The sequence below is a fragment of the Streptomyces albipurpureus genome, assembly GCF_023701525.1.
In the GTDB taxonomy this organism is placed as follows: Bacteria; Actinomycetota; Actinomycetes; order Streptomycetales; family Streptomycetaceae; genus Streptomyces; species Streptomyces albipurpureus.
In genome coordinates this window covers 76,086-96,424 of the sequence record NZ_JAMQAW010000025.1, presented here as the reverse complement: position 1 = coordinate 96,424, position 20,339 = coordinate 76,086, and the positions used below count along the sequence as shown (strand labels likewise).

Genomic DNA, 20,339 nt, shown 5'->3' with positions numbered 1-20,339 from the left:
GCCCGGGTGGGTACGACAGAGTGGATCAGTTGGCGGTGATCAGGTCGTGCGGCGGTACGGTCACCGTCCGCGCGCCGGGCTTCCCGCCCAGGATGACCTTGCGCATGGCGGAGTTGTTGGCGGTGCTGGTCTCCTTCAACCGCTTCTCCGGGTTGGCGAGGACCTCGATGTAGTACGTGCCGTTGGGCAGGTCGGTGATGTCGAAGGACTGGTCCGGAAGGTCCTGCGTGTAGGTGTCACCGGAGCCGACGTCAAGGACCTCGCGAACGGAGATGGCCTTCTCCGTGCCGCACGCGCTGGACAGGTCGGTGTTGAACGGGTGCCAGTTGGCGTTCTTCACGGTGTAGTCGACCGCGTCAGTGTTGACCAGGCAGAACGCCTCCTTGCCGCTGCGCACCGCCTCCTTCTTGTCCGCCTTCAGCAGCCGGTAGCTGGCGAAGTCGGTGAAGTGCCAGTGCTCATGACCGGCCCGCGGGTCCCACTCCATCGTGCCGGTGGGTGTGTAGCCGACCTGCTTGCCGTTGGCGTCGTAGAAGTACTGGTAGGCGTCCATCAACTCCGCGCCGGGAGCACGGAAACCATCCACGACGAGCTGTGCCGGGCCGGCGTTCCACACATTGGCGCTGAAGGACATGAAGTCCTTGCCCTTGGGATTCTCGGGCGAGGCGCTGATCTGGACATCGAACGCCGGGAGGGAACGCAGATCCGGCTTGGGTACGTTGGGTACGACCGCTTTACCGCTCGGGCGCTTGGCGTTCGCCTTGAGCCCGGGGGCCCTGCGGGAGCCATCCGTCTGCCCCGGGCCGTCACCGATGTTGGCAACGGTACGTGCGGACTTCTGCAGCGCCCACGGCAGGGCCGGCGGGGCAGGAGGATACGGCGCATGGCCCACGTTGTAGGTCGGGCCGGTCCCGCTGGTCGCCTCCTGGAACGTCATCTTGGGCGTCGGCGCCCCATGATGACCCGCGTGCCCGGCCCCATGGGAACCATGCGCACCTGTGGTGGCCTTCCGCCCCTCGGGGGTGGCAGGTTCCACCTTGACGGTTACCTTGACGGTCTGCGGCTTGTCGGCAACGCCGAAGATGTCGCGGTACTTCTTGGACACGCCCACCTTGGCGGTGTAGTCACCGGCAGGCAGGGTCACACCCTCGGTGTACCAACCGTTGTAGGTGTTGGATGCCCAGCCGTTCTCGACCCCCCACACGGAGCCACGGGTGAACGGATTCGGCGGGCAGCTCTCGGGATAGCGAGACGTGGCCGCCGCGTCGGGGCGAACCCGCCCGGACGCGTTGTTCGGACAGAAGTTCTCCTTGCGGTCCAGCACCTTCTTGCCCGTGGAGTCGGTCATGGTGATGTGGGTGAAGTCGGGCAGCCCGCGGAAGTCCTTCACCAGCCCGGCCGGAAGGTTCTTGGTGGTGACCTTCTTGCCCTGGCGGATGAACTGCTGAACGGTGATCGGGTCCTTGTAGGACTTGCGCTTGGCCCTCAACTCCAGCGGTGAGCCCTCGGACGTGAGGTAGGTCCCGAGATTGAGGTCGAGACCGGTCGCTCCCTCATAAGTGTGGATGACCACTGACTTGGATGCGGCGATCAGAGCGAGTTTCGGTACGGGCTGGGAAGTGCTCTTGGCATCGGGTGCCGCGGCGACGACGCCGGCGGTCACGGTGAGCGCCGCGGCAGCGGCAATTGCCGGGCGCGTAAAACGCGCACGTGCAGAATTGGTCATCGGTCCTCGCTTATGTCAAGCGTTGTGAAAGTCATCGGGACATGGTCTGAAACCGTTGGCGCGGGGCAGTTGGTCACACTGCTCATGGCCGACGGACGCGGGCTGTCCATCCGACCCGCCTACCCCTCCAGAGGGGGTGAGGGTGTCGTTGGGTTGTCCGTGAGCCCTCAAGAAGACCAACGTTGGCTAGAAACCGAGTGCAGAGTTGAATACCAGTCATCATTGGCCAGTACCAAGGCCGTTGGGTGCTGATTGTGGTAAGAGCGCCTGCGGGCGTCAGATCTCCAGGCCTGGGGCGCCCCAGAGCGGAAACCAGCGAGCCAGATCAGACTCCATCGGTAGATCCTCCGCCAGCAGTGCTCGGATCTGGAGCTCCAGCGCTGAGTCCCTTCGGTCCTCGGCACCCGGCAGCGGCGCGAAAGGATAGAAGGTGCCCCGCTTGTAGAGATAGACCAAGGCCAGCTGACGGTCGCTCGTCGCATCCCGGAACGAGATCAGCGAACACAGCAGGTGCGTGCCGAACCCCGCGTCCTGAAGCAGGGTATTCACCGTATGAAGATCGTTGACCAGCGAAACCGTGTCCTCAGCCGGATGGCGGACGCGTAGCCATGAGTACCCGTAGCCGTCCTGACTGAACTCGACCGGCACACCACCGTGAGGCGTATCGGCATCCAGCAGCTCCTGTACGTCCTGCTGGAGCTGGAGGAACGCGCCGCCCTCCACACTCGCGAAGCAGACCGAACCCTGCCCGGTGGGTGTGAGGCCTGCCCCCGCCTGGAGGGTGATCGCCGTCGACGGCAAGGCGAACAATCGATCGAGATCCGGGCGTATGAGCTTGCTCCGACCGAGGATGGCATCAAGGAATCCCAAGGCAGCACACCTCCGTCGGAAGTCGGCGACCGTCTGCACTCCAGCGGTCGGGGGTGGTCAGGGCCGGGCCAGCTCGGCGGAGATCCTGCCCAGCTGTTCCAAACGCTTCTCCAGCGAGGGGTGGGACGAGAGCAATCGCGCCAGGCTCTCCCGTGATGAGAAGGCGGGCGCGAACCAGAAGGCGTTGTAGGGCTCTGCCTTGCGCAGGTCCTGGGTGGGGATTCGCGCCATGTCCCCCGTCACCTTGGTGAGCGCGGACGCGAGGGCGGACGGCCGTCCGGTCAGTAGGGCGGCGGCTCGGTCGGCGGAGAGCTCCCGATAGCGGGACAGCAGTCGCGTCAGCAGGAAGCTCACCGCGTAGACAGCGGCGCTGATCACCGGGATCAGGATCATCAGGAGGGCCGCATTGCCGTTGCGGCCGGCGCGCCCCACACTGCCCCAGAGGGTGGCTCGCGTGATCAACCCGGCCAGGACTCCCAGGAAGGAAGCGATCGTCATCACGGCCACATCGCGGTGCGCGACGTGGGACAGCTCATGGGCGAGTACGCCCTCCAGCTCTTCGGGCTCCAGGCGGCGCAGCAGCCCCGTGGTGGCGCAGACCAGGGCCGTCCGCTCATTGCGTCCCGTGGCGAACGCGTTGGGCACGTCGCTGTTCGCTATCGCCACTCTGGGTTTGGCCATGTCGGCGAGGGCGCACACGCGATCGACCGCACCATGGAGCTCGGGTGCTTCCTCAGGGGTGACGACCCGCGCTCCCATGCTGTACTCGACAATGCGGTCGCTGAACCAGAACTGGGCGATGAACAGTCCGCCGGCGATCACCAGAATGAACGGCCAGGCGTTGCTCAGCAGCGCGACCAACACGCCCACGAAGACCACATAGAGCAGGCCGATGAAGAACATCGTGGTCACCATGCGGGTGGTGAGTCCCCGGTCCGCAGCGAAGCGGGATCGACTCCGATGTGCTGCCATCAGATCACCTTCCGGGCATAAGGCTTCAGCCCCCACTGTCGATTGTGCTCCATATATCCCGCTTAACCATGTATTAGCAGCACATATTACATAGAGTGCCCCACCGGTTTCGGAGGGTCCCGTTCCATCGACTGGCGCTTCGGTGCGAGGTCCCGCTGGCGGAGTACTCCTTCAGCCGCGGTGTTCCGGACCGTCCCGGCTCCGGTCGGCGGCCGGAGCGGTGGCAGGGTGAGGGCGGGCGATGGGGGATGCCGACGCGCTGGCTGGTGGGGGACGGAGCCCGGGCGCAGGTGCCCCACGATGAACGGCTCCCCGGCGGATCACGTGGTGAAACACTTCGCCAAACGAGGGCGACCGGGCCACCATGACACGCGGCAGGCCGACCACGAAGGGTCGTGGCCACCAGAGAGGACCGGGGAATGCCTGATCGCGAGATCCTTGCCGGCGGCGTCAACGAGGTCATACGCATGGGCGCGACCGTCTTACGGCCGACCGGGCCATGGTCCCCAAGGGTTCACGGACTGCTGCGCCATCTGCGGAAGCAGGGGTTCACGGCAGCGCCGAGCATCCACGAGGTGACGACGGACGGCTTCGAGGTGCTGGATTTCATCCCGGGTGAGGTCAGTGACTACCCGGCCACACCGGCTGCCGCGTCCTTGGAAGCCCTCGAAAGCGCGGCTGAGCTGCTGCGCGCGTTCCACGACCATACGGTTGGCCTTGCCGTGGACGCCCCCGAGGGCTGGATGCTTCCGGCCAGGACACCGGTCGAGGTCATCTGCCATGGGGACTACGGCCCTCACAACTGCGTTCTGAACGGTACGAAGGTGGTCGGGATCATTGACTTCGACACGGCCCACCCGGCTCCCCGCCTGTGGGATGTCGCCTACGCGGTCTACCGGTGGGCTCCCATGACCGCCCCCACCAACACCGATGGTTTTGGCACCGCCGAGGAGCAGGCCCGGCGCACTCGGATCTTCTGCGACCGCTACGGGCTCGATCCGATGGGACGCGCAGGCCTGGTCGACGCGGTGGTGGCCCGTCTCCATGCCGTCGTGAGCTTGATGCGCTCCCAGGCCGCCGCGGGCAACGCCTCCTTCGCCAGACATCTGGCTGACGGGCACCACACCCAGTACCTCGCCGATGCCGAGTACGTTCACCACCGCCGAGCGGTGTTCGACCGGCATCTGCTCGCTCCATGACGGAGCTCACTCAGGGCTCGCGGTAGGGGAGACCCCCCGGGTGGCCTTGGGGGAGGTCCCTGCCTGAGCTCGGGGGCGTCCGACTGGGCCGCAGCCTGCTGGCGGCGGACAGCGGCCAGAACGCCGCAGAGGTCGTTTCGAGGACGAGGAGTCAGCGGGGTTGGGCTTCGAGGATGTGTCTACCGGGCGCGTCGAGCGCGATGGTGCGCGGCAGTTCGAAGCCGGCCGATGGAGCAACGCGGCGTACTCGGCTTCGGTCCGCTCCCTTCCGCCGAAGCCGAAGGGCATCACGAGAGCCAGGGCGGTGGCGAGGGCGGGGCCTTATCGGATCGGTCGTGCCGATTGCCCCGGCGGTAGACTCTCACGGTCATGTGAGCGTCAGCTGGGGACAGTGAGGACACGTGCGCATCGGTGAGCTTTCGCAACGGACCGGGGTCAGCGAGCGACTGCTGCGCTACTACGAGGAGCAGGGGCTGCTCGCGCCGGAACGACGTCCGAGTGGATACCGCGCCTATCACCATGACGACATCGCGACCGTGTACCGGATCAGAAGCCTACTGGCGGCCGGACTCAACACCGCGTTGATCGCTCAGATCCTGCCGTGCTTCCAGGACGGTGCACCTCATCTGGTGCCGACTTGTGCTGAGATGCTTCCGGATCTCTATCGGGCGCGGGCACGGATGAGCGATGCGATGGTTGACCTCAGGTCGTCCATCGAGACGTTGGACGCGGTCATCGCCGCAGCTCCTTCGGGTGATCCGGGTTCCCAACAGGGCCCGGGCCGGCTGTCGATGTCCCACGGTCACGAAGACTGATCGCGGCCAGCAGGGCCGCGCCGAGGAAACCCGCCATGGCGAGCACGGCGGCCGTTTGGAGACCGTGGGAAACGGCGAGGTCGATCGCAGCCCGGAGGGCGTTCCCCACTTCGCCAGGGTGCCGTTCGGCCACATCGAGGGCACCGCCCACGGTTTCCTGCGACTCCAAGAGCGACCTGTGGTCCAGGCCTGCCGGAGCCGAGGTGGCCAGCCGGGCCTGGTAGACCGCCATGGCGACGCTGCCGAGGAGTGCCATCCCCGCCGCTAGGCCCAACTCCGCACCACTCTGGGAGAGCCCCGACGCCGCCCCGGCTCGGGCCGGTGGTGCCGCCCCCACCATATGGTCGGTGGTCAGGGCGAGTGTCGGTGTCACACCGGTGTAGAGGATCGAGAAACTGCTCACGGTCCAGGCCAAGCTGGCTTGGTGGGCCGTGAGGACGATCATGGCCGCGCCGACTGCGGCCGTGAACAGGCCCGTGCTGATCACCACCCCCGGCCCCAGCCGTCGGGCCAGCCTCGGCGCCAGCAGGGTAGCCCCGATGCCGAGTACCACGGAGGGAACCGTCCACAGCCCCGCCGCCAGCGGGGAGAGCCCCAGGACCGCCTGGAAGTACTGAATGACCAGCAGTTGCGAACCGGCAACCGCACACACGGCCAGGGTCTGTGTCCCCAACGCCGCACGGAATCCGGCCAGCTTCAACAGGCCCAGGTCCAGCAGGGGCGCGGACAGGGTGCGTTGTCTCCGTACGAACACCACGCCGGACAGTGATCCGACGAGTATCGAGAGCAAGGGGAACCAACCCAGCCCCGTCCCGGCCAATTGCTTCGCCCCGTAGACGATCGACAGGGCCGCCACCAACGACAGACCGACGCTCAGTGGGTCGAGTCGCCCTGGCGCTGCCGTGTCGCGATGCTCGGGCAGCAGCAGTGGCCCGGTGACCAGCAGCAACAGCATCACCGGAACCCCGATGACAAAGACCGAACCCCACCAGAACCACTCCAGCAGTATCCCGCCGACCAGCGGGCCGATGGCCTCTCCCACGGTGAAGCAGGTCATCCAGCCGGCGATGGCGAAGGAGCGTTGGACAGGATCGGGGAACATACCGGTCAAGAGCGCGAGAGTCGACGGCATCAGGGTCGCCCCGGCGACTCCGAGCAGCGCTCTGGCCAGAATCAACAGCTCGGCACTGGGCGCGAATGCGGCCATCAGGGAGGCCACGATGAAAGCGCCTGCTCCGAGGAGTAGAAGGCGACGCCGGCCGATCCGATCACCCAGGGTTCCCATCGTGATGAGAGACCCCGCGACCAGGAACCCGTAGATGTCCAGAATCCACAGAAGCTGGCCACCGCTGGGCCGTAAGTCGGCGCTCACGGCCGGAGCCGCGAGATGGAGCACCGTGAGATCCATGGACAACACCACTGTGGGCAGAGCCAACACCCCCAACCCTGCCCATTCGCGTCGTCCTGCCCGGGTCGCACCAACATAGGACACCGCTCGTCCACTCCCCACCCGCTCGTTCCATTGGTGTGGGGAAGGCTAGACATTCACACCGATGTGAGGGTCAAGGGCGCTGCCTCCGCGGGGTGGTGGTGGGGAGGAGGAGGCGCCGCAGACCGGAAGGGTCATGTGGTCGTACTCAGCGCCGGAACGTCCCTGACGCGGCTGCTCTACGCCTCCTGGCGGGCGGTGCCCGTGGGCGGCTCTCCGCCCTTCCCCGCGCCCGCCGGGACCTCCTGCGCGCGGGAGTGTTCGCGCGCCCACCGGTGTGCGAGGCGGGTGAAGGCCCGGGAGGCGGCGCTGGTGTAGGCGCTCTCACGACGCAGCAGGCTGACGGTGCGGGCGGGGAGTGTGGGGGTGAGCGGGATGGGGTGCAGGTCGGGGTGGCTCTGGGTGATGGCGTGGGGGAGCACGGTCGCCAGGCTGGTGCGTTGGACGATTTCGGTGAGGGCGCTGATGGAGTTGGCCTCCACCGCGACCAGCGGTTCGGCCCGCTGCGTGGCGAAGTAGGCGTCGATATGGCCGCGGGTGGCGAAATCACCGCTGAGCAGGGCGAGTGGCTGATCCGTCAGCTCCTCGGCGGGCAACGGCCGGGTGTGTCCGCTGTACGGATGGCCGGAGCCGATGACCACGCTGAGTTCCTCCGTGAAGAGGGCACTGCCCTCCACGCCCGCCAGATGGGTCGTACCGAAGGCGATGCCGAGGTCGATTTCATCGCGGAGCAGGGCGGCTTCGATGCGGTCCTGGGTCATCTCCTGGACCTTGATGGTCAGGGTGGGGTGCAGGGTGTGGAACTCGGCGACCAGCGGGCCGATGAGATAGGCCGTGAAGGTGGGTGTCATGGCAAGCCTCAGCTGGCCCCTGGTGAGGTCCTGCACATCGACGATCGCGCGTTCCCCGGCGGCGAGGTCGCGGAGGGCCCGGCGTGCATAGGCCAGATAGGTCTCACCGGCGTCCGTCAGTCGCACGGTGCGACCGGTGCGGTCAAGGAGCTGGACCCCCAGGGTCTTCTCCAACTGGCGGATCTGCTGGGACAGGGTCGGCTGGGAGATATGGAGCTCTTCGGCGGCGCGGGTGAAGCTGGCGTGTTCGGCGACAGCGAGGAGATAGCGCAGATGGCGCAGCTCGGGACTCATGGAACACCACTATATAGATGACATCTATGGGTCTCATGGGTATGGCGTCTTGGACGCTATAGGTAGAGGTCATGCATGGTTGAGCACGTCGGCCCCCACCGACATACCGACCGAAGGAAGGAAGGCCATGCACCACCTCGCCGACGGAATCCGCCGCTTCCACCACGATGTCTTTCCCGCCCAGGCGGAGCTGTACCAGCACCTCGCCACCACCCACCGGCCCAGCACGCTCTTCATCAGCTGCTCGGACGCCCGGGTGGTGCCTGAACTGATCACACAGCAGGACCCCGGCGAGTTGTTCGTCATCCGCACCGCGGGCAACCTGGTACCAGCTCACACTTCGGGAGCGGACGGTGTTGCCGCGAGCGTTGAGTACGCCGTCGCGGTTCTCGGCGTGGCCGACATCATCGTGTGCGGACACTCCGCCTGTGGTGCCATGACCGCCCTCGCTGAGCAGCATGACCTCACCGCACTGCCCTCCATCGGGGACTGGCTGCGCCACGCGGACGCCTCCCAGGCCCGCACGGTGCCCACCGGCGACGAGGACAAGGTCGCCGCCCTGGTGCGGGAGAACGTTCTCGCCCAGCTGGCGAACCTGGTCACCCATCCATCGGTGGCCCGCGCGCTGGCGCGCCAGACGGTCCGCCTGCACGGCTGGACCTTTGACATCGCCACCGGCACCGTCGAAGAACTCGACCCTGCCACGGGGCGCTCTGCCGCCCTTGCCGCCAGCTGACCCCGCCCCCCAACCCGTACCCCTGGTGGCGTACGGACCGCGATCCCCCGCCCCTCGTTCGATGGGTGCAGACCACTCCAGAAGGAGCTCTCGCATGATCCACGCACAGTTTGACCCCACCGCCCGCCAGCAGCTCGCGATCACCACCGTCGAAGCCAAGACGCGTAAGGACGTCTCCTGGCAGCAGATCGCCGACACCACCGGCCTCTCGGTCGCCTTCGTCACCGCCGCACTGCTCGGCCAGCACCCACTGCCGCAGTCAGCCGCGCGGGCCGTGGCCGAGCTGCTGGAGCTGGACGACGACGCCGTGACGCTGCTGCAGACCGTCCCGATGCGCGGTTCCATCGAAGGCGGCATCCCCACGGACCCGACCATCTACCGCTTCTACGAGATGCTTCAGGTCTACGGAACCACGCTCAAGGCCCTGGTGCACGAGCAGTTCGGCGATGGCATCATCAGCGCCATCAACTTCAAGCTCGATGTGCGGAAGGTCGCCGACCCCGAGGGCGGCGAGCGCGCGGTGATCACCCTGGACGGCAAGTACCTCCCCAACAAGCCCTTCTAACCCACCCGATCATCGCAAACGGCTGGGCCGGACCTCCGCTGTCCCGCCCAGCCGTGCGCACTCCTGACTACGTCCCGCCCACACTTTCCGCACGCCGTCCGCGCTGACCGCTGGCGACCCTGGCACGCACCGGAGCACTCATGGACTTCGCCCAGCACACCATCGATCTGGCCCGCCGCAACGTCGACGAAGGCGGTCGGCCGTTCGCGACGGTCATCGTCCGTGCCGGGAAGATCCTCGCCGAGAGCCCCAACCGGGTCGCCCAGACCCATGACCCCACCGCGCACGCCGAGATCCTCGCCATCCGCGATGCGTGCACCAAGTTGGGCACCGAGCATCTGACCGGCACCACCGTCTATGTACTCGCCCACCCCTGCCCCATGTGCCTGGGTGCCCTGTACTACTGCTCGCCCGACGAGGTTGTCTTCCTCGCCACCCGTGACGCCTACGAGGCACACTACGTAGACGACCGGAAGTACTTCGAACTGGACACCCTCTACGCGGAGTTCGCCCTGCACCACACCGATCGTCGGCTGCCGATGCGCTATGACGCCCGCGACGCGGCCCTCGATGTGCACAAGGCATGGCAGCAACACAACGGCGGCGAGCGTCGGGTGGCGGGCAGCCCCTCCGCCTGACCACCACCGGGCGCTGCTTCCCCTGCTACTCGATTCGGCCGCGCGCTGCACCCGTTGGATCACGGCAACCGTGCCGCTGGTCGAGTTGTTCGGGTACGCATCCCGGCTGCGCGGCCGGACCCAGGGCCGGGGAACCTTCACCACGCGAGCCGCCGGCTATGCCCCGGTGCCCAGCGCTGTGTCCGACGGAACGCGGCCGCAGTAGCCCACCACGAGGGTAGCGCCGGGAAGGCTGGTGGCCGTTTCGGCAGCGGTCGGGGGCGTCGTCGTATGAGTCGGCGGCGCCCCATCCGGGTGGAATCGCTGCTTCTGCGGAGGCGAGCCCCGTCCACGACACCGGGACGGGGCACTGGAGCGAGCTTCCCCGCGCCGGTGGTCGCCCGGGTCCGCAGGCGGGACGAGCCCGGCAGCCTCAGGTGGCCAGCCGGTGATGGAAGAAGGAGAGGATCTCATCGCGGGCGGCGATGGTCGGTTCGCCCGCCGCGTCGATCAGATGCGCGGTCACCACACTGTGCGGTGTCGCGATCACCTGCTCGAAGAACGGCGATGTCTCCGAGTTGGCCGCGGAATCGGGGAGAACCCGGGCGATGAAGCGGTCTCCGAGTGCCGCGGAGTAGGCGGCGAACCGCTGCGCTCGGCAGAAGCGATCTCCCTGGAAACGGTAGGCCATGACCGTCAGATCATCCTGGTCGAGGCGTTGCCCCACCGCGGCGAGTTCAGCTGGTGGACTGGCTACCCGGTCAGGTGAGTCGAGCGGCAGCGACGGCTGGGCCAGGACCGATGCGAGCACCGAGGGTTCGAGCATCAGGGTGAGTGCGAAGTTGCCGGTGAAGCACATACCGATCGCCCCCGCACCAGGGCCACCGCACTCCTGGTGCGCCAGCCTCGCCAGGGAGCGCAGCCAACCGGTCACCGGGCTTGACTCATGGGCGGCGAACGCACGGAACTCGGCGCTGACACACGCCCGTCTGAACACGGCGGTTCCCTCCTCCACCGTGGGAACCGCGCCATCGCGGCCGAACAGCGACGGTAGGTACACGGTGAATCCCGCGTCACGAACCCAGCGGCCGAAGCGAGCGACATGCGGGCTGATCCCCGGCATCTCCGGCATGAGGATCACGGCCGGCCCCTTTCCCGCCACGTACACGGTCTTGGTGACACCGTCGAGGCCGATCCTTCGGCGATCGAAGTCCTCCAGAGGATCATCTTCGTTCATGCTTCGGTTGGGCACCCTCGTACTTCCTCACTCATCGAAACTCATCGAACCCCATCGGGAGGCCCATCACAGGACTCGTCGACGTGGGTCGCTCGGTCGGGTCGGGGATCGCCGCGGCAGTCTGATCCCGTGCGTTCGAGCGAGATCAGTCTTTCTGCCGTGGATCAGTTCCACGAGGGGCGTGATCGCCATGCTCGATGTCGTTCTCGCCACCCTTGGTCCGAGCGGCCGGTGAGGTTCGTGAGCGGCGCACAGCGGGGCTGGCGGGAGTGGGTCGGCCGGTGCGGAACTGTCGGCGGTAGTCGCTGACGCTGACACCCACCTGCTCGATGAAGAGGCGACGGAATGTTCCCGCGTCCTGGTAGCCAACGCGCTTCAGGATCTCGCCCAAGGGGTGATCGGTGGTTTCAAGGAGCCGTTTGGCGGCTCTGACACGTGCCCGCTGAAGGAAGGTCAGCGGTGACTCTCCGGCCTGGGCCCGGAACCTTCGCAGCAGTGTCCGGGTGCTCACCTGGAACGCTGCCGCCAGACGCGTCAGGTCATAGCCCTCGGACAGATGGTCCACCAGCCAGTTCTCGACCTCCCGGGCGAACGGTCCACGGTTCGCCGGCAGCATCGATTCGACGATGTAGGGAGCCTGGCTGGTCCGGTTCTCGGCTACGAGGGTGATTCTGGCGGTGGCCCGGGCGATATCCGCACCGAGGTGTTCGCGGATGAGGGCCGTCGCGAGGTCGAGCGCGGCGCTGAACGCCGCCGTGGTGGTGACGGGCCGGTCGTGCACGATCAGCGACTCGCGACGGACGGTCGACCGCGGATACCGTAGCGCCAGCTCGGATGCGAACAGCCATGACGTTGTGCAGCTGCGCCCGTCAAGGAGCCCCGCCTCGCCCAGCAAGAACGCGCCGACACACACCGATGCGATGGGTGTGTCGCGTTCCGCGGCCGCCCGGATGAACGAGGTTTCGCTGTGCCAGCGGGCCAGTCGAGCCCCGAGGTCGTCGGATGGCATGAGCTCGAACCCGGGTACGACCAGCTGGTCGAAGCCCTGGTGCCAGCGCTGCGCTCCGATCGCGAATCCACCGGCCGCCCGAACCGGTGATGTCGATGAGGCGATGACGGACACCTGGAAGGGAACGGTCGATGACGTACCCAGCTGTCGGGCGACCCGGTTGGCGATGAGAAGGAGATCCGAGAAGACAAAGACCTCGGCTGCCAGACAGCCTTCATAGGCAAGGATCCCGATCCGCATCTTCCCACCCCGTCTCCTGGAGACGAAAATAGCCGGGATGCGGTCAAATCGCCACGGCCCGGAGAGAGGCCCGAAACGACCGGTCCGGGCGGGGCCGTGATGGTGCGGATGGTGCCTCTCGGGTCCCCGGCCCCGCTGCGTGCCTCCATGGCAGGCGGTGAGGGTCAGGGTTTGCGCGCGACTCCGGCATACATGTTCGTTGTGGTGCTGGGCAGTTGCTCACCTTCGGGAGTCCGCCAGGATGTCATCGGGACGACGCCAGGGGCGACCAGCTCAAGCCCGTTGAAGAGCCGTTCCACTTCCGTGCGATTGCGCAGGTACATGGGAATGCCGCGTCGGGTGTACTCCGCGGCCAGCGAATCGGAGCCGGGGGCAAGATCCGCGGTGGCGAGGGTGATGGCCAGATAGCTCCCTGGCGCCAACGGTTCCATCAGTGTCTCGACCAGACCCTGTGCGTCCTGGACGAACTGGAGCATGGCGATGACGGTCAGGGCCACCGGCTGGTCGAGGTCGAGTGTCTGGTGGAGGGCCGGGGCGCAGAGGAGGTCGCCGGGGACGTTCATATCGGCCTCGACATAGGCGGTCAGGCCCTCGGGGGTGCTGGTCATCAGCGCGTTGGCGTGGGCGAGGACGATCGGGTCATTGTCCACGTAGACGACCCGCGACTGCGGCGCCACCCGTTGGACGACCTGGTGGAGGTTCGGCTCGGTGGGGATTCCGGTGCCGATGTCGAGGAACTGCCGGACCTCCGCTTCCGCCGCCAGCCAGTGGGCCATACGACGCATTGCCGAGCGGTTCGCCAGCATGCTCGTTCGCAGACCGGGCCAGGCCCGTAGGGATGCTTCGGCCGCTTCCCGATCCACCTCGTAGTGGTCCTTGCCACCGATGATGTAGTCGTACACCCGTGCCGAGTGCGCCTGGCTGCCGGAGTGTGCTGCCTGGTGATCGCTCTGCTCGTGCATCCTCTACCGCCCTGTCATGGTTGGTGCTGTGCTCTGCTGGTCGTTCGCCGGTCTGAGGCGGGCTGCTTTTCTCAGGGCCGTTTCCTCAACGCGTGGACGTCCGCCACCACCACGCCCTTCGTGGTGGTCGTGGCCGAACATGGATTGAACCCATGCCCCCTTGGTGAGGCGGTTTCCACCCGGCCGACGCTCCGGTGCCCCCGCACCTCCCCGAAGCGCTCTCCACACGCACCCCCCGTGCACCCATCTCACAACTTCGCGTAGGACGCCCAGTATGCCGCCCGCCCGTCCTCGCGAAAGCTGAAACCACCAGACGAACGAGTTCCCTTCCACATCGTGCGCGCGGTCCGTATTCCACTGGGCCTGGGCACAGTTGATCAGGTGCCCTACCCCCGGTACCGCCCGTCGAAGACATCTGTGGCCGCGCTTTGGAGGAGGTCCCTGCCCAGCGTGGTGAGGGAGTGGCAGCGAGCTCTTCCCAGCTGACGGGTGGAGACGAGACCGGCACGCCGTAGGACAGAGGTGTGTTCGCTCACCGTGGCAGCGGACAGACCAGCCCGGTCAGCGAGATCGCCGGTCGATACGCCGCCCCTGCTCTCGGCGATGACGGAGAGAACGGTGGCCCTGCCATGTCCCAACAGCGCGGCGAGCGTGGGGAACGGACCGTGCGTTGCCGCGACGGGAGATTGCGGGATCGGGTCACCTCCTACTCGGTAAGCGCCGGGTACAGCGTGATCAGGGTGTTGACCGCCAGCGGATCCGGCGCGGCGGTGCGCCTGGTGCGGGCCGCGTCGTTCACCGAGGAGTGAATTCTGATCAACGGCGATCTCCTTCCGTCCGACGTTTCGGCCTGGCCCGAAACGTTCCATCCTGGTACTCACCGTCCGGCAGTCTGGAGTTGAAGGTCGGCGGGGACCAGACGCACGGGGGGCGACTGGTCCCCGCCGACCTGTTGGTCGAGCGTTGGGCGTTCATGCCCCGGAGGCGGGGGCGGGGGGCCTGCTGAAGAACTTGGTACTGGTATGCGCGACCGAGTGGTGTCCAGACGGGGAACACATCACCCGGACGCGGGACGGCCGAGGCGTCGGCGCCCATGGTGGGCGGAGGCCGCGTAGCCATCGGCGGCGGCGCCTGAACGACGTGACGGAGATGCCCACTGACCTACTCGGGCGCTCTGGTTCGGACGCGGTGGAGTGAGTCCCGCGTCCTGTGAGCCCCCGGACCGGCAGGTCCCGACGCCCCAGCGCCCCGCCGCCGGTCTTTCAGGGGCATCAGGGGATGCTCGCGTGGGGAGCGTCCAACCATGCCGGGACGGCCCCAAGCAGCCGTGGCCACAGTGCGGGAGCCGGCGTATCGGATCTTGGAGCCGCGCTCTTCGGGAGGACCCTCAGCGACGGCTCTCAGCTTGACTTTTATCGTCCCTTTACGATTGTGTGCGGATTCGATTATCAAGATCCAGGGGTCATTCATGCACCGTTCCATCCGTACCGCTGCCGTGGCTGGCATGGCCGCCATCGGCCTTGTGTTCGGGCTCAGCGCCTGTTCCGAGGTCAGTGAGGTTGCGAAGGACGAGGCTGTCGACCAGGTAGACAAGGCCATGAACGAGAAGTACGAGGTCACTTACGAGGTCACGGGGAAGGGCGTCGATTCCATCCAGTTCTCGGCTGGTGGTGGCACTGCCACGAACCCGAAGCTTGAGGCCGTGGACAAGCCGACGCTGCCGTGGAAGAAGACCGTTACCCTGCGTGGGATCATGGCTCCTTCGGTGCTGCCCGTCGCGGTGGACGTGAGCGGCGACGCACAGATCAACTGCAAGATCATCTACAAGGGCAAGACGATCGCGGACCAGTCGGCCAAGGGCCTGGCCGCCGCCAAGGGCTGTGTGGCGATCTCTCCGCTCGCCCAGTAGCCGCGCCCGGTACCCGCGAGTCCAACGCCCTGGCTGGTCAGTAGGGTTGAGAGCCGTGCAGCGGAGGTCCGCCGCACGGCTTTCTGCTGCGATCCCAACTGCCCTGGCCTCCAACCGCCATCTGGCGATGGGGCTTGCCGGGAGGTGAGCCCCACAGGGTTTCAAGAGCGGGACGCAACGGGTCGGGCTCCGAGGGGCAGGCCGGTATCGCGTGCCTCCGAGGGAAGCGGTCCGGAGCGGACCTTCCGTCTTGTGCCGCGCGGTGTGGGCCGGATGGGTGCGTCAGTCCGTCAGGTGCTGTGGGGATGCGTCGGATGGGAGCGGCGGAGCCCTAGCGTTGCACCATGATCAGAAACGGAATTCTGCCGGTGGCTGCCGTATGCGCCTGTCTGATGAGCACGGCGACGGCCACGAGCGCTGGGGCGGGCGCTCAGGGTGTGGAGCCGCAGCCCTGGCAGCGCGTTGGAACCGGTATCACCGGTGGGGTGAGCGGCATGGCCCTGGTGCACGGCACCGCCGTGGGTTCGGGGCTCGCGGACGTGGTGGTGGTGCGGGACAACAAGGACGCAGGGCAGGACAGGGTGGTTTCGGTGTGGCTCAGGCCTGGCGCGGAACCTGTGACCAGGGCTCTGGACTGGGAGGGGCCACTCCCCAAGGACCTGGAGGCACTGGACGCGGTGCCGGGGCAGAAGGATCAGTACATCGCCGTGACCAGCAAGGGCCTGGCGTATCCCATCGCCGTTACGGACGGTACCGCGATCGTAGGGGGTGAGCCGTTCGCCCTACCCGAGCGGGCTGCGGATGACAACTATGAGAGCTTCGCACTCTCCCGCCACCCCTCCGGGCGGACCTTCGCCGTGTGGGCCACTCGGGGCAGCAGCGCGACAAAGGCGGTCGTACGCGCCGCCGTGGTGAGCTTCACCGCGGACGGCATCAACATCGGGGCACCCGCCGACACCCGTGACTTCGGGGTGCCGTTCCCCGACGAGGACGATGTGCGACACATCAGCGACCTCAAGATCCTCACGGATGGAACCCTGTTGGTTTCCTCCGCGTCGGACCCCGATACCAACGACGGCCCGTTCAGCTCCGCGGTCTACAACGCGGGCACGCTCGCGGTGGACCGCGACCAGCGGCCGGTGTTGCGGTTGCAGGAAGAGTGCCTGGTCCCGCTCGGGGTGTTCACCAAGGCGGACGATCGCAAGATCGAGGCAGTCGTCCACCTTCCCGACGGGCAGCAGATCTGGGGCACCGACGACGAGAACAACGGTGGATCGGTCCTCTTCCACCGGACCGTTCCCGCCATCCCGGGAAGTTGTGGTCCGCGGTCGGCTTGACCAGGGTCGTCGTGTCCCGACCAACCCTCGTTCCAGATGCGGCGGTTGCGCTCTGCGATTCGCCGAGCTGCCGCCTCAGGAGATGACAGACCCCCGCGGAGTCGCGGGGATGAGCGCCGCGTGCCACGGGGATCGGGTGAGCGCATCCCGGCGACCCAACGGCGGGAACGTCAACCGATCGTGTGGTGGCATCCGAGCTGAGGGACCGTCTGCCGGTAGCCAGGGCCACCGGCAGGGGTCCGTTGGCAGGCGGCGAACTCTCTCAGGACACCCTGCGCGGGAGATCCGCTGACCGCGAGGTGTGCCCACCGGCGCGATCTCTTCCCGACCACCGGGGGCCGTTCGGGATCAGCGATCCCCGAGGCGCTCGCAGCGGTGCCTTGCACCGGCGTAGCGCATCGCGCCCGCACCCGCGCCAGATCGAGGGCGCGTGGCGCACCCGCTGCCCACCGCTGGTGACCATCGCGTTCACGGATGTCATGGGGTCACCCGCGGCCACCTTGGCGAGCAAAACACCGACCACCAGCGGGAAGAGAGTCACCGCGAGGGCGGTGCCTGCCGTGGTGACATGCTGGATGCGGGGGTGTCGCGGGGCATCTGAATCCATGATGTCCATTCGATCGGCCACCTTCTGGCTGGACATCGGGTGCCCTACTCACGTCAGGGTCCCCGGATACTCATCCGCCGGCGCTTCGCACGGTGATCGTGTTCATGGTCGTACCGGTTCGTCCCGGTATCCAATGAAGGGCCGATCGCTCTGAGCCAGTGCGGTCGCGCTGTGCCGCGTTCGGCGGGGTCATCCCCGCGCACCCCGATCCGGGTGGGTGCGGGGGAGTAGCCGGCCGACGCCGAGGGCTGCCAGCTCTGCCCGGGGTGTGGCGGAGTCGTCCCGCGCCAGCCATGGCTTCGCATGTAGTGAATTGCAAAATTTTGCAATTCACTACATGCTGTGCTGGCTGTGCTCGTCATGGGATGTGAACGCACCCGGTGCCCCCGTTTGCGGGGACGGTGAAGGGAGTCAGTGACCGTGCCGGTTCCGCTGTACCAGGCAAAGGCTGAGTTCTTCCGGATGCTGGGGCATCCCGTACGGATTCGAGTGCTGGAGCTCTTGCAGGACGGGCCGATGCCCGTCCGTGGCCTGCTGGCCGAGATCGAGATCGAGCCGGCAGCGCTTTCCCAGCAACTCGCGGTGCTGCGTCGGTCCGGGATCGTGATCTCCGTCCGGGACGGGGCGACCGTCGTCTACGAGCTCGCCGGCGGCGATGTGGCAGAACTGATGCGGGCCGCTCGACGGATCCTCACCGAGATGCTGGCGGGACAGAACGAGCTTCTTGCCGAGCTGCGGGACGCCGAGGGCCCCACGAAGTGAGCCGGCCTCTTCCTCGGGGGCGTCCCCCGATGCGGTCGCCGCTCCCCTCCCTCGCGGATCCAACCCGAGCTGAGAGGGCTCCCCGCGGGCTCCGGCCAACCCCGGACTGCTTCGCGCTGCCGCTCGCGTCAGATCCGCGTACCGGCGCCGAGCTTGGCGCGGAGGCCGGATTCGCCGGGGATCAGCGGGGCCGGACGAGCCTAGGCGCCCCCCACCTCTATGCCACGGGAATGACCGCGGCGCCGGGAACAGCCGCGCCGCCATCCCGACCATCTCTCCAACCGGTCCCCATCCGTCCCCGAAGAGGTCGTACGTTGACTGAATCCCCCGCCCGCCGCTCGGCCGAGGCCCCCGGGCTGTTCGGCGGCGCACCCCATGGACGACACGTCCGAATCCGGCACCAGGGTGCGTGCCCTCGCCCCGCCGCCCCGCTGCGGGAGAACGGATGCCCGGGCTTCCGCCACGGCAACCAGCCCGCTGCCGGTACCGGGCTGGCCGCGCCCACCCGCCCAGGGAACCGGATCGCCGGCGCGGGGGGACCCCGCTCGGCGGTCGACCTTCCGCGTCCCGATACCGCCGTGCGCCACCCCGGCGGAGTCCGCCACTACCGCCGCGTACTGCCTGCTCGTGGTCACCCACCGCATCCCACGGTGAGGGGTGCCCAGCCCCCGGCCGTTGCCGGATTCCGCCTTACTTCCTCGGGCCTGCGATGATTGGTGGACTCGTCGGGTTGGAAACGCTGCCCCGCCGACTCATCCTCACGCTGCCTGCCCGGGGCTCAGCAGTCCGAACAGCGCGTGAGAACACCGAACAAGCGCTGGTGCAATGGGGCATCAGCCTTCGCCACCCCACCATCGGCCCGGCGCTACTGATCCTGGCCGAACTGGTCACCAACAGTGTCCGGCACGCCGCCGCCCTCTCCCCGACCATCACCGTCATCCTCGCTGCGGGCTCTGACACCTTCGCCTTCGCGGTCCACGATCGCGATCCCTACCAACCGGCGCTCTACGGAGCCCTCACCAACGGCTCCAACAGCGGACTGGGCACGGTGGCCGAACTGACCACGAGCCTGGGCGGCACGGCTGTCGTACGCGGTGACGCGGACGGCTGCGGCAAGAGCATCTGGATCACCCTTCCCCTGTAGACCGAGACGAGTGACAATGACCATCGAGTGGCGCTACACCACCCATACAGGCCTCGGCGTCCTATCCCTGGCCGGGTACCTCGGCCCCGACGCCATCGACCGCTTCAACGGCGCGATCGGCTGGGTCCTGGCCCGCGGCACCGGACCGGTCATCCTTGATCTCACCGCACTCCACGGCTGGTCCCTCGGCGGGCAACTCGCCATCGGGCAAGCCGCTCAACGGCTCGCGGACGAAGACCGCGGACTGGAACTCGCCGCGATCCCCGCCGAAGTCCCCTTTGTCCCGGACGGCTCCCACCCAGCCATCCCCCTTCACCTCGATCTGCCGTCCGCCCTCGCCGCGCACCCCGCGCTGGCCGGCCAACCGAGACAGTGGCGCAGCGACCAGTGGCCCGACCCCGTCGCGCCGAAAGCAGCGGCGCAGGGCCTGGTGTAGGAGGCAAGGCCAGGTCTGTCTCCGCCTCCCGGTCCCGGTCCCGTGTCTTTGCCGCCGCTGGCTGAGCCATGGGGCGGGGGAGGGCTCCAGCGTCGGACATGAACCACCTCACCGCGAGTAACCGCCTGGTGTCGGGCAGGGGGAGCCGATGGACTCGTAGCGGCGGCGGTTGCGTGACCTGCGGTGCCCCTTCGGGAAGTGCTCAGACCATGGCCTCGTGGATGAAGCACCAGCGCCAGTCCTCACCGGGCTCGAAGGACTGCATGATGGGGTGGTCCGCGGCTGCCGCGTGGCCTCGGGCGTGCCGTCTGGGGGAGGAGTCACAGCAACCGACGTGCCCGCAGCTGAGACACAGACGCAGGTGGACCCAGACGGATCCCTCACGTAGACAGTCCTCGCACCCCTCCGTGGTGCTGGGGACCACGGGCCGGACCAGAGCAAGGTGGGGATCGAGCGAGGTGGTCATCACGGCCTCCAAGGGGGTTGGCGCAGACGCTGCTGCTGAGTGCTTTCCGGCACCGGGGCATCGCGGTTCTCGCTGCCGTCGCCGCAACGGACCGTG

General features: G+C 67.5%; 21 protein-coding genes and 1 pseudogene. 11 read left to right on the top strand and 11 right to left on the bottom strand.

Features of this window, described 5'->3' with window-relative positions:
- Positions 1 to 25: 25 nt before the first annotated feature.
- The 3 genes from NBG84_RS20010 to htpX form a co-directional block, all read right to left on the bottom strand.
- Positions 26 to 1,726 (bottom strand): lysyl oxidase family protein, encoded by a 1,701-nt coding sequence (locus NBG84_RS20010; protein ID WP_250920893.1) that lies wholly within the window; start codon positions 1,724 to 1,726, stop codon positions 26 to 28.
- Positions 1,727 to 2,002: 276 nt separating this feature from the next.
- Positions 2,003 to 2,596 carry a PspA-associated protein PspAB gene (gene pspAB, locus NBG84_RS20005; protein ID WP_250920892.1) on the bottom strand — a complete coding sequence of 198 codons (594 nt, stop codon included), beginning with the start codon at positions 2,594 to 2,596 and terminating at the stop codon, positions 2,003 to 2,005.
- A 57-nt stretch (positions 2,597 to 2,653) separates the two neighbouring features.
- Entirely contained in the window at positions 2,654 to 3,568 is a 915-nt protein-coding gene (htpX, locus tag NBG84_RS20000; protein WP_250920891.1) for a zinc metalloprotease HtpX, read from the bottom strand.
- A 419-nt stretch (positions 3,569 to 3,987) separates the two neighbouring features.
- Between htpX and NBG84_RS19995 the strand changes: the two genes are divergently transcribed.
- On the top strand, positions 3,988 to 4,767 hold the full coding sequence (locus NBG84_RS19995; protein ID WP_250920890.1) for an aminoglycoside phosphotransferase family protein: 780 nt from the start codon (positions 3,988 to 3,990) through the stop codon (positions 4,765 to 4,767).
- A gap of 401 nt (positions 4,768 to 5,168) precedes the next feature.
- Positions 5,169 to 5,582: a MerR family transcriptional regulator gene (locus NBG84_RS19990; protein WP_250920889.1), complete on the top strand. Its 414-nt coding sequence runs from the start codon at positions 5,169 to 5,171 to the stop codon at positions 5,580 to 5,582.
- Here the strand turns inward: NBG84_RS19990 and NBG84_RS19985 are convergent.
- Both NBG84_RS19985 and cynR read right to left on the bottom strand, forming a co-directional pair.
- A complete protein-coding gene (locus NBG84_RS19985; protein ID WP_308312094.1) occupies positions 5,500 to 7,020 on the bottom strand; it encodes an MFS transporter in 1,521 nt (506 codons plus the stop codon). The two genes, NBG84_RS19990 and NBG84_RS19985, sit on opposite strands and share 83 nt — an antisense overlap.
- 230 nt (positions 7,021 to 7,250) lie before the next feature.
- Positions 7,251 to 8,216: a transcriptional regulator CynR gene (cynR, locus tag NBG84_RS19980; RefSeq protein WP_250920887.1), complete on the bottom strand. Its 966-nt coding sequence runs from the start codon at positions 8,214 to 8,216 to the stop codon at positions 7,251 to 7,253.
- A 127-nt stretch (positions 8,217 to 8,343) separates the two neighbouring features.
- Between cynR and NBG84_RS19975 the strand changes: the two genes are divergently transcribed.
- The 4 genes and pseudogenes from NBG84_RS19975 to NBG84_RS19960 all read left to right on the top strand — a co-directional run.
- Positions 8,344 to 8,952 carry a carbonic anhydrase gene (locus tag NBG84_RS19975; protein ID WP_250920886.1) on the top strand — a complete coding sequence of 203 codons (609 nt, stop codon included), beginning with the start codon at positions 8,344 to 8,346 and terminating at the stop codon, positions 8,950 to 8,952.
- 94 nt (positions 8,953 to 9,046) lie between these two features.
- The gene (cynS, locus tag NBG84_RS19970; RefSeq protein ID WP_250920885.1) at positions 9,047 to 9,517 is read left to right on the top strand and encodes a cyanase; all 471 of its coding nucleotides are present in this window, start codon (positions 9,047 to 9,049) and stop codon (positions 9,515 to 9,517) included.
- Between the two features lie 140 nt (positions 9,518 to 9,657).
- Complete coding sequence (locus NBG84_RS19965; RefSeq protein WP_250920884.1) at positions 9,658 to 10,155, top strand: nucleoside deaminase; 498 nt, start codon at positions 9,658 to 9,660, stop codon at positions 10,153 to 10,155.
- 55 nt (positions 10,156 to 10,210) lie between these two features.
- Positions 10,211 to 10,360: pseudogene (locus NBG84_RS19960) on the top strand (hypothetical protein); the annotation flags it as partial.
- A gap of 207 nt (positions 10,361 to 10,567) precedes the next feature.
- Here the strand turns inward: NBG84_RS19960 and NBG84_RS19955 are convergent.
- The 4 genes from NBG84_RS19955 to NBG84_RS19940 form a co-directional block, all read right to left on the bottom strand.
- Positions 10,568 to 11,371: a dienelactone hydrolase family protein gene (locus tag NBG84_RS19955; RefSeq protein WP_250920883.1), complete on the bottom strand. Its 804-nt coding sequence runs from the start codon at positions 11,369 to 11,371 to the stop codon at positions 10,568 to 10,570.
- 145 nt (positions 11,372 to 11,516) lie between these two features.
- On the bottom strand, positions 11,517 to 12,620 hold the full coding sequence (locus tag NBG84_RS19950) for a GlxA family transcriptional regulator (protein ID WP_250920882.1): 1,104 nt from the start codon (positions 12,618 to 12,620) through the stop codon (positions 11,517 to 11,519).
- A 164-nt stretch (positions 12,621 to 12,784) separates the two neighbouring features.
- Positions 12,785 to 13,582 (bottom strand): SAM-dependent methyltransferase, encoded by a 798-nt coding sequence (locus tag NBG84_RS19945; protein WP_250920881.1) that lies wholly within the window; start codon positions 13,580 to 13,582, stop codon positions 12,785 to 12,787.
- A 386-nt stretch (positions 13,583 to 13,968) separates the two neighbouring features.
- Positions 13,969 to 14,220, bottom strand: coding sequence for an ArsR/SmtB family transcription factor (locus NBG84_RS19940; protein WP_250920880.1), 252 nt, complete (start codon positions 14,218 to 14,220; stop codon positions 13,969 to 13,971).
- 830 nt (positions 14,221 to 15,050) lie between these two features.
- Between NBG84_RS19940 and NBG84_RS19935 the strand changes: the two genes are divergently transcribed.
- Together NBG84_RS19935 and NBG84_RS19930 are read left to right on the top strand one after the other, a co-directional pair.
- Positions 15,051 to 15,491, top strand: coding sequence for an MmpS family transport accessory protein (locus NBG84_RS19935; protein ID WP_250920879.1), 441 nt, complete (start codon positions 15,051 to 15,053; stop codon positions 15,489 to 15,491).
- Positions 15,492 to 15,835: 344 nt separating this feature from the next.
- Positions 15,836 to 16,828 (top strand): hypothetical protein, encoded by a 993-nt coding sequence (locus NBG84_RS19930; RefSeq protein WP_250920878.1) that lies wholly within the window; start codon positions 15,836 to 15,838, stop codon positions 16,826 to 16,828.
- A 262-nt stretch (positions 16,829 to 17,090) separates the two neighbouring features.
- On the opposite strand, the gene NBG84_RS19925 is transcribed toward NBG84_RS19930, so the two are convergent.
- The gene (locus tag NBG84_RS19925) at positions 17,091 to 17,471 is read right to left on the bottom strand and encodes a hypothetical protein (RefSeq protein WP_425608664.1); all 381 of its coding nucleotides are present in this window, start codon (positions 17,469 to 17,471) and stop codon (positions 17,091 to 17,093) included.
- Between the two features lie 384 nt (positions 17,472 to 17,855).
- Here NBG84_RS19925 and NBG84_RS19920 point away from each other — a divergent pair, with 384 nt between their 5' ends.
- From NBG84_RS19920 to NBG84_RS19910, 3 genes are all read left to right on the top strand, one after another.
- Positions 17,856 to 18,197: an ArsR/SmtB family transcription factor gene (locus tag NBG84_RS19920; protein ID WP_250920877.1), complete on the top strand. Its 342-nt coding sequence runs from the start codon at positions 17,856 to 17,858 to the stop codon at positions 18,195 to 18,197.
- A gap of 709 nt (positions 18,198 to 18,906) precedes the next feature.
- Entirely contained in the window at positions 18,907 to 19,341 is a 435-nt protein-coding gene (locus NBG84_RS19915) for an ATP-binding protein (RefSeq protein WP_425608663.1), read from the top strand.
- 16 nt (positions 19,342 to 19,357) lie between these two features.
- Positions 19,358 to 19,777, top strand: a complete 420-nt coding sequence (locus NBG84_RS19910; RefSeq protein ID WP_250921093.1) for an STAS domain-containing protein — start codon at positions 19,358 to 19,360, stop codon at positions 19,775 to 19,777.
- A 202-nt stretch (positions 19,778 to 19,979) separates the two neighbouring features.
- On the opposite strand, the gene NBG84_RS19905 is transcribed toward NBG84_RS19910, so the two are convergent.
- Positions 19,980 to 20,243 carry a UBP-type zinc finger domain-containing protein gene (locus NBG84_RS19905; protein WP_250920875.1) on the bottom strand — a complete coding sequence of 88 codons (264 nt, stop codon included), beginning with the start codon at positions 20,241 to 20,243 and terminating at the stop codon, positions 19,980 to 19,982.
- Positions 20,244 to 20,339 lie beyond the last annotated feature (96 nt).

Coding starts and splice junctions, on each gene's coding strand:
- NBG84_RS20010 (WP_250920893.1), bottom strand. CDS start 1,726: ATGACCAATTCTGCACGTGCGCGTTTTACGCGCCCGGCAATTGCCGCT.
- htpX (WP_250920891.1), bottom strand. CDS start 3,568: ATGGCAGCACATCGGAGTCGATCCCGCTTCGCTGCGGACCGGGGACTC.
- NBG84_RS19995 (WP_250920890.1), top strand. CDS start 3,988: ATGCCTGATCGCGAGATCCTTGCCGGCGGCGTCAACGAGGTCATACGC.
- cynR (WP_250920887.1), bottom strand. CDS start 8,216: ATGAGTCCCGAGCTGCGCCATCTGCGCTATCTCCTCGCTGTCGCCGAA.
- NBG84_RS19975 (WP_250920886.1), top strand. CDS start 8,344: ATGCACCACCTCGCCGACGGAATCCGCCGCTTCCACCACGATGTCTTT.
- cynS (WP_250920885.1), top strand. CDS start 9,047: ATGATCCACGCACAGTTTGACCCCACCGCCCGCCAGCAGCTCGCGATC.
- NBG84_RS19965 (WP_250920884.1), top strand. CDS start 9,658: ATGGACTTCGCCCAGCACACCATCGATCTGGCCCGCCGCAACGTCGAC.
- NBG84_RS19955 (WP_250920883.1), bottom strand. CDS start 11,371: ATGAACGAAGATGATCCTCTGGAGGACTTCGATCGCCGAAGGATCGGC.
- NBG84_RS19950 (WP_250920882.1), bottom strand. CDS start 12,620: ATGCGGATCGGGATCCTTGCCTATGAAGGCTGTCTGGCAGCCGAGGTC.
- NBG84_RS19945 (WP_250920881.1), bottom strand. CDS start 13,582: ATGCACGAGCAGAGCGATCACCAGGCAGCACACTCCGGCAGCCAGGCG.
- NBG84_RS19935 (WP_250920879.1), top strand. CDS start 15,051: ATGCACCGTTCCATCCGTACCGCTGCCGTGGCTGGCATGGCCGCCATC.
- NBG84_RS19930 (WP_250920878.1), top strand. CDS start 15,836: ATGATCAGAAACGGAATTCTGCCGGTGGCTGCCGTATGCGCCTGTCTG.
- NBG84_RS19925 (WP_425608664.1), bottom strand. CDS start 17,471: ATGTCCAGCCAGAAGGTGGCCGATCGAATGGACATCATGGATTCAGAT.
- NBG84_RS19915 (WP_425608663.1), top strand. CDS start 18,907: ATGATTGGTGGACTCGTCGGGTTGGAAACGCTGCCCCGCCGACTCATC.
- NBG84_RS19910 (WP_250921093.1), top strand. CDS start 19,358: ATGACCATCGAGTGGCGCTACACCACCCATACAGGCCTCGGCGTCCTA.
- NBG84_RS19905 (WP_250920875.1), bottom strand. CDS start 20,243: ATGACCACCTCGCTCGATCCCCACCTTGCTCTGGTCCGGCCCGTGGTC.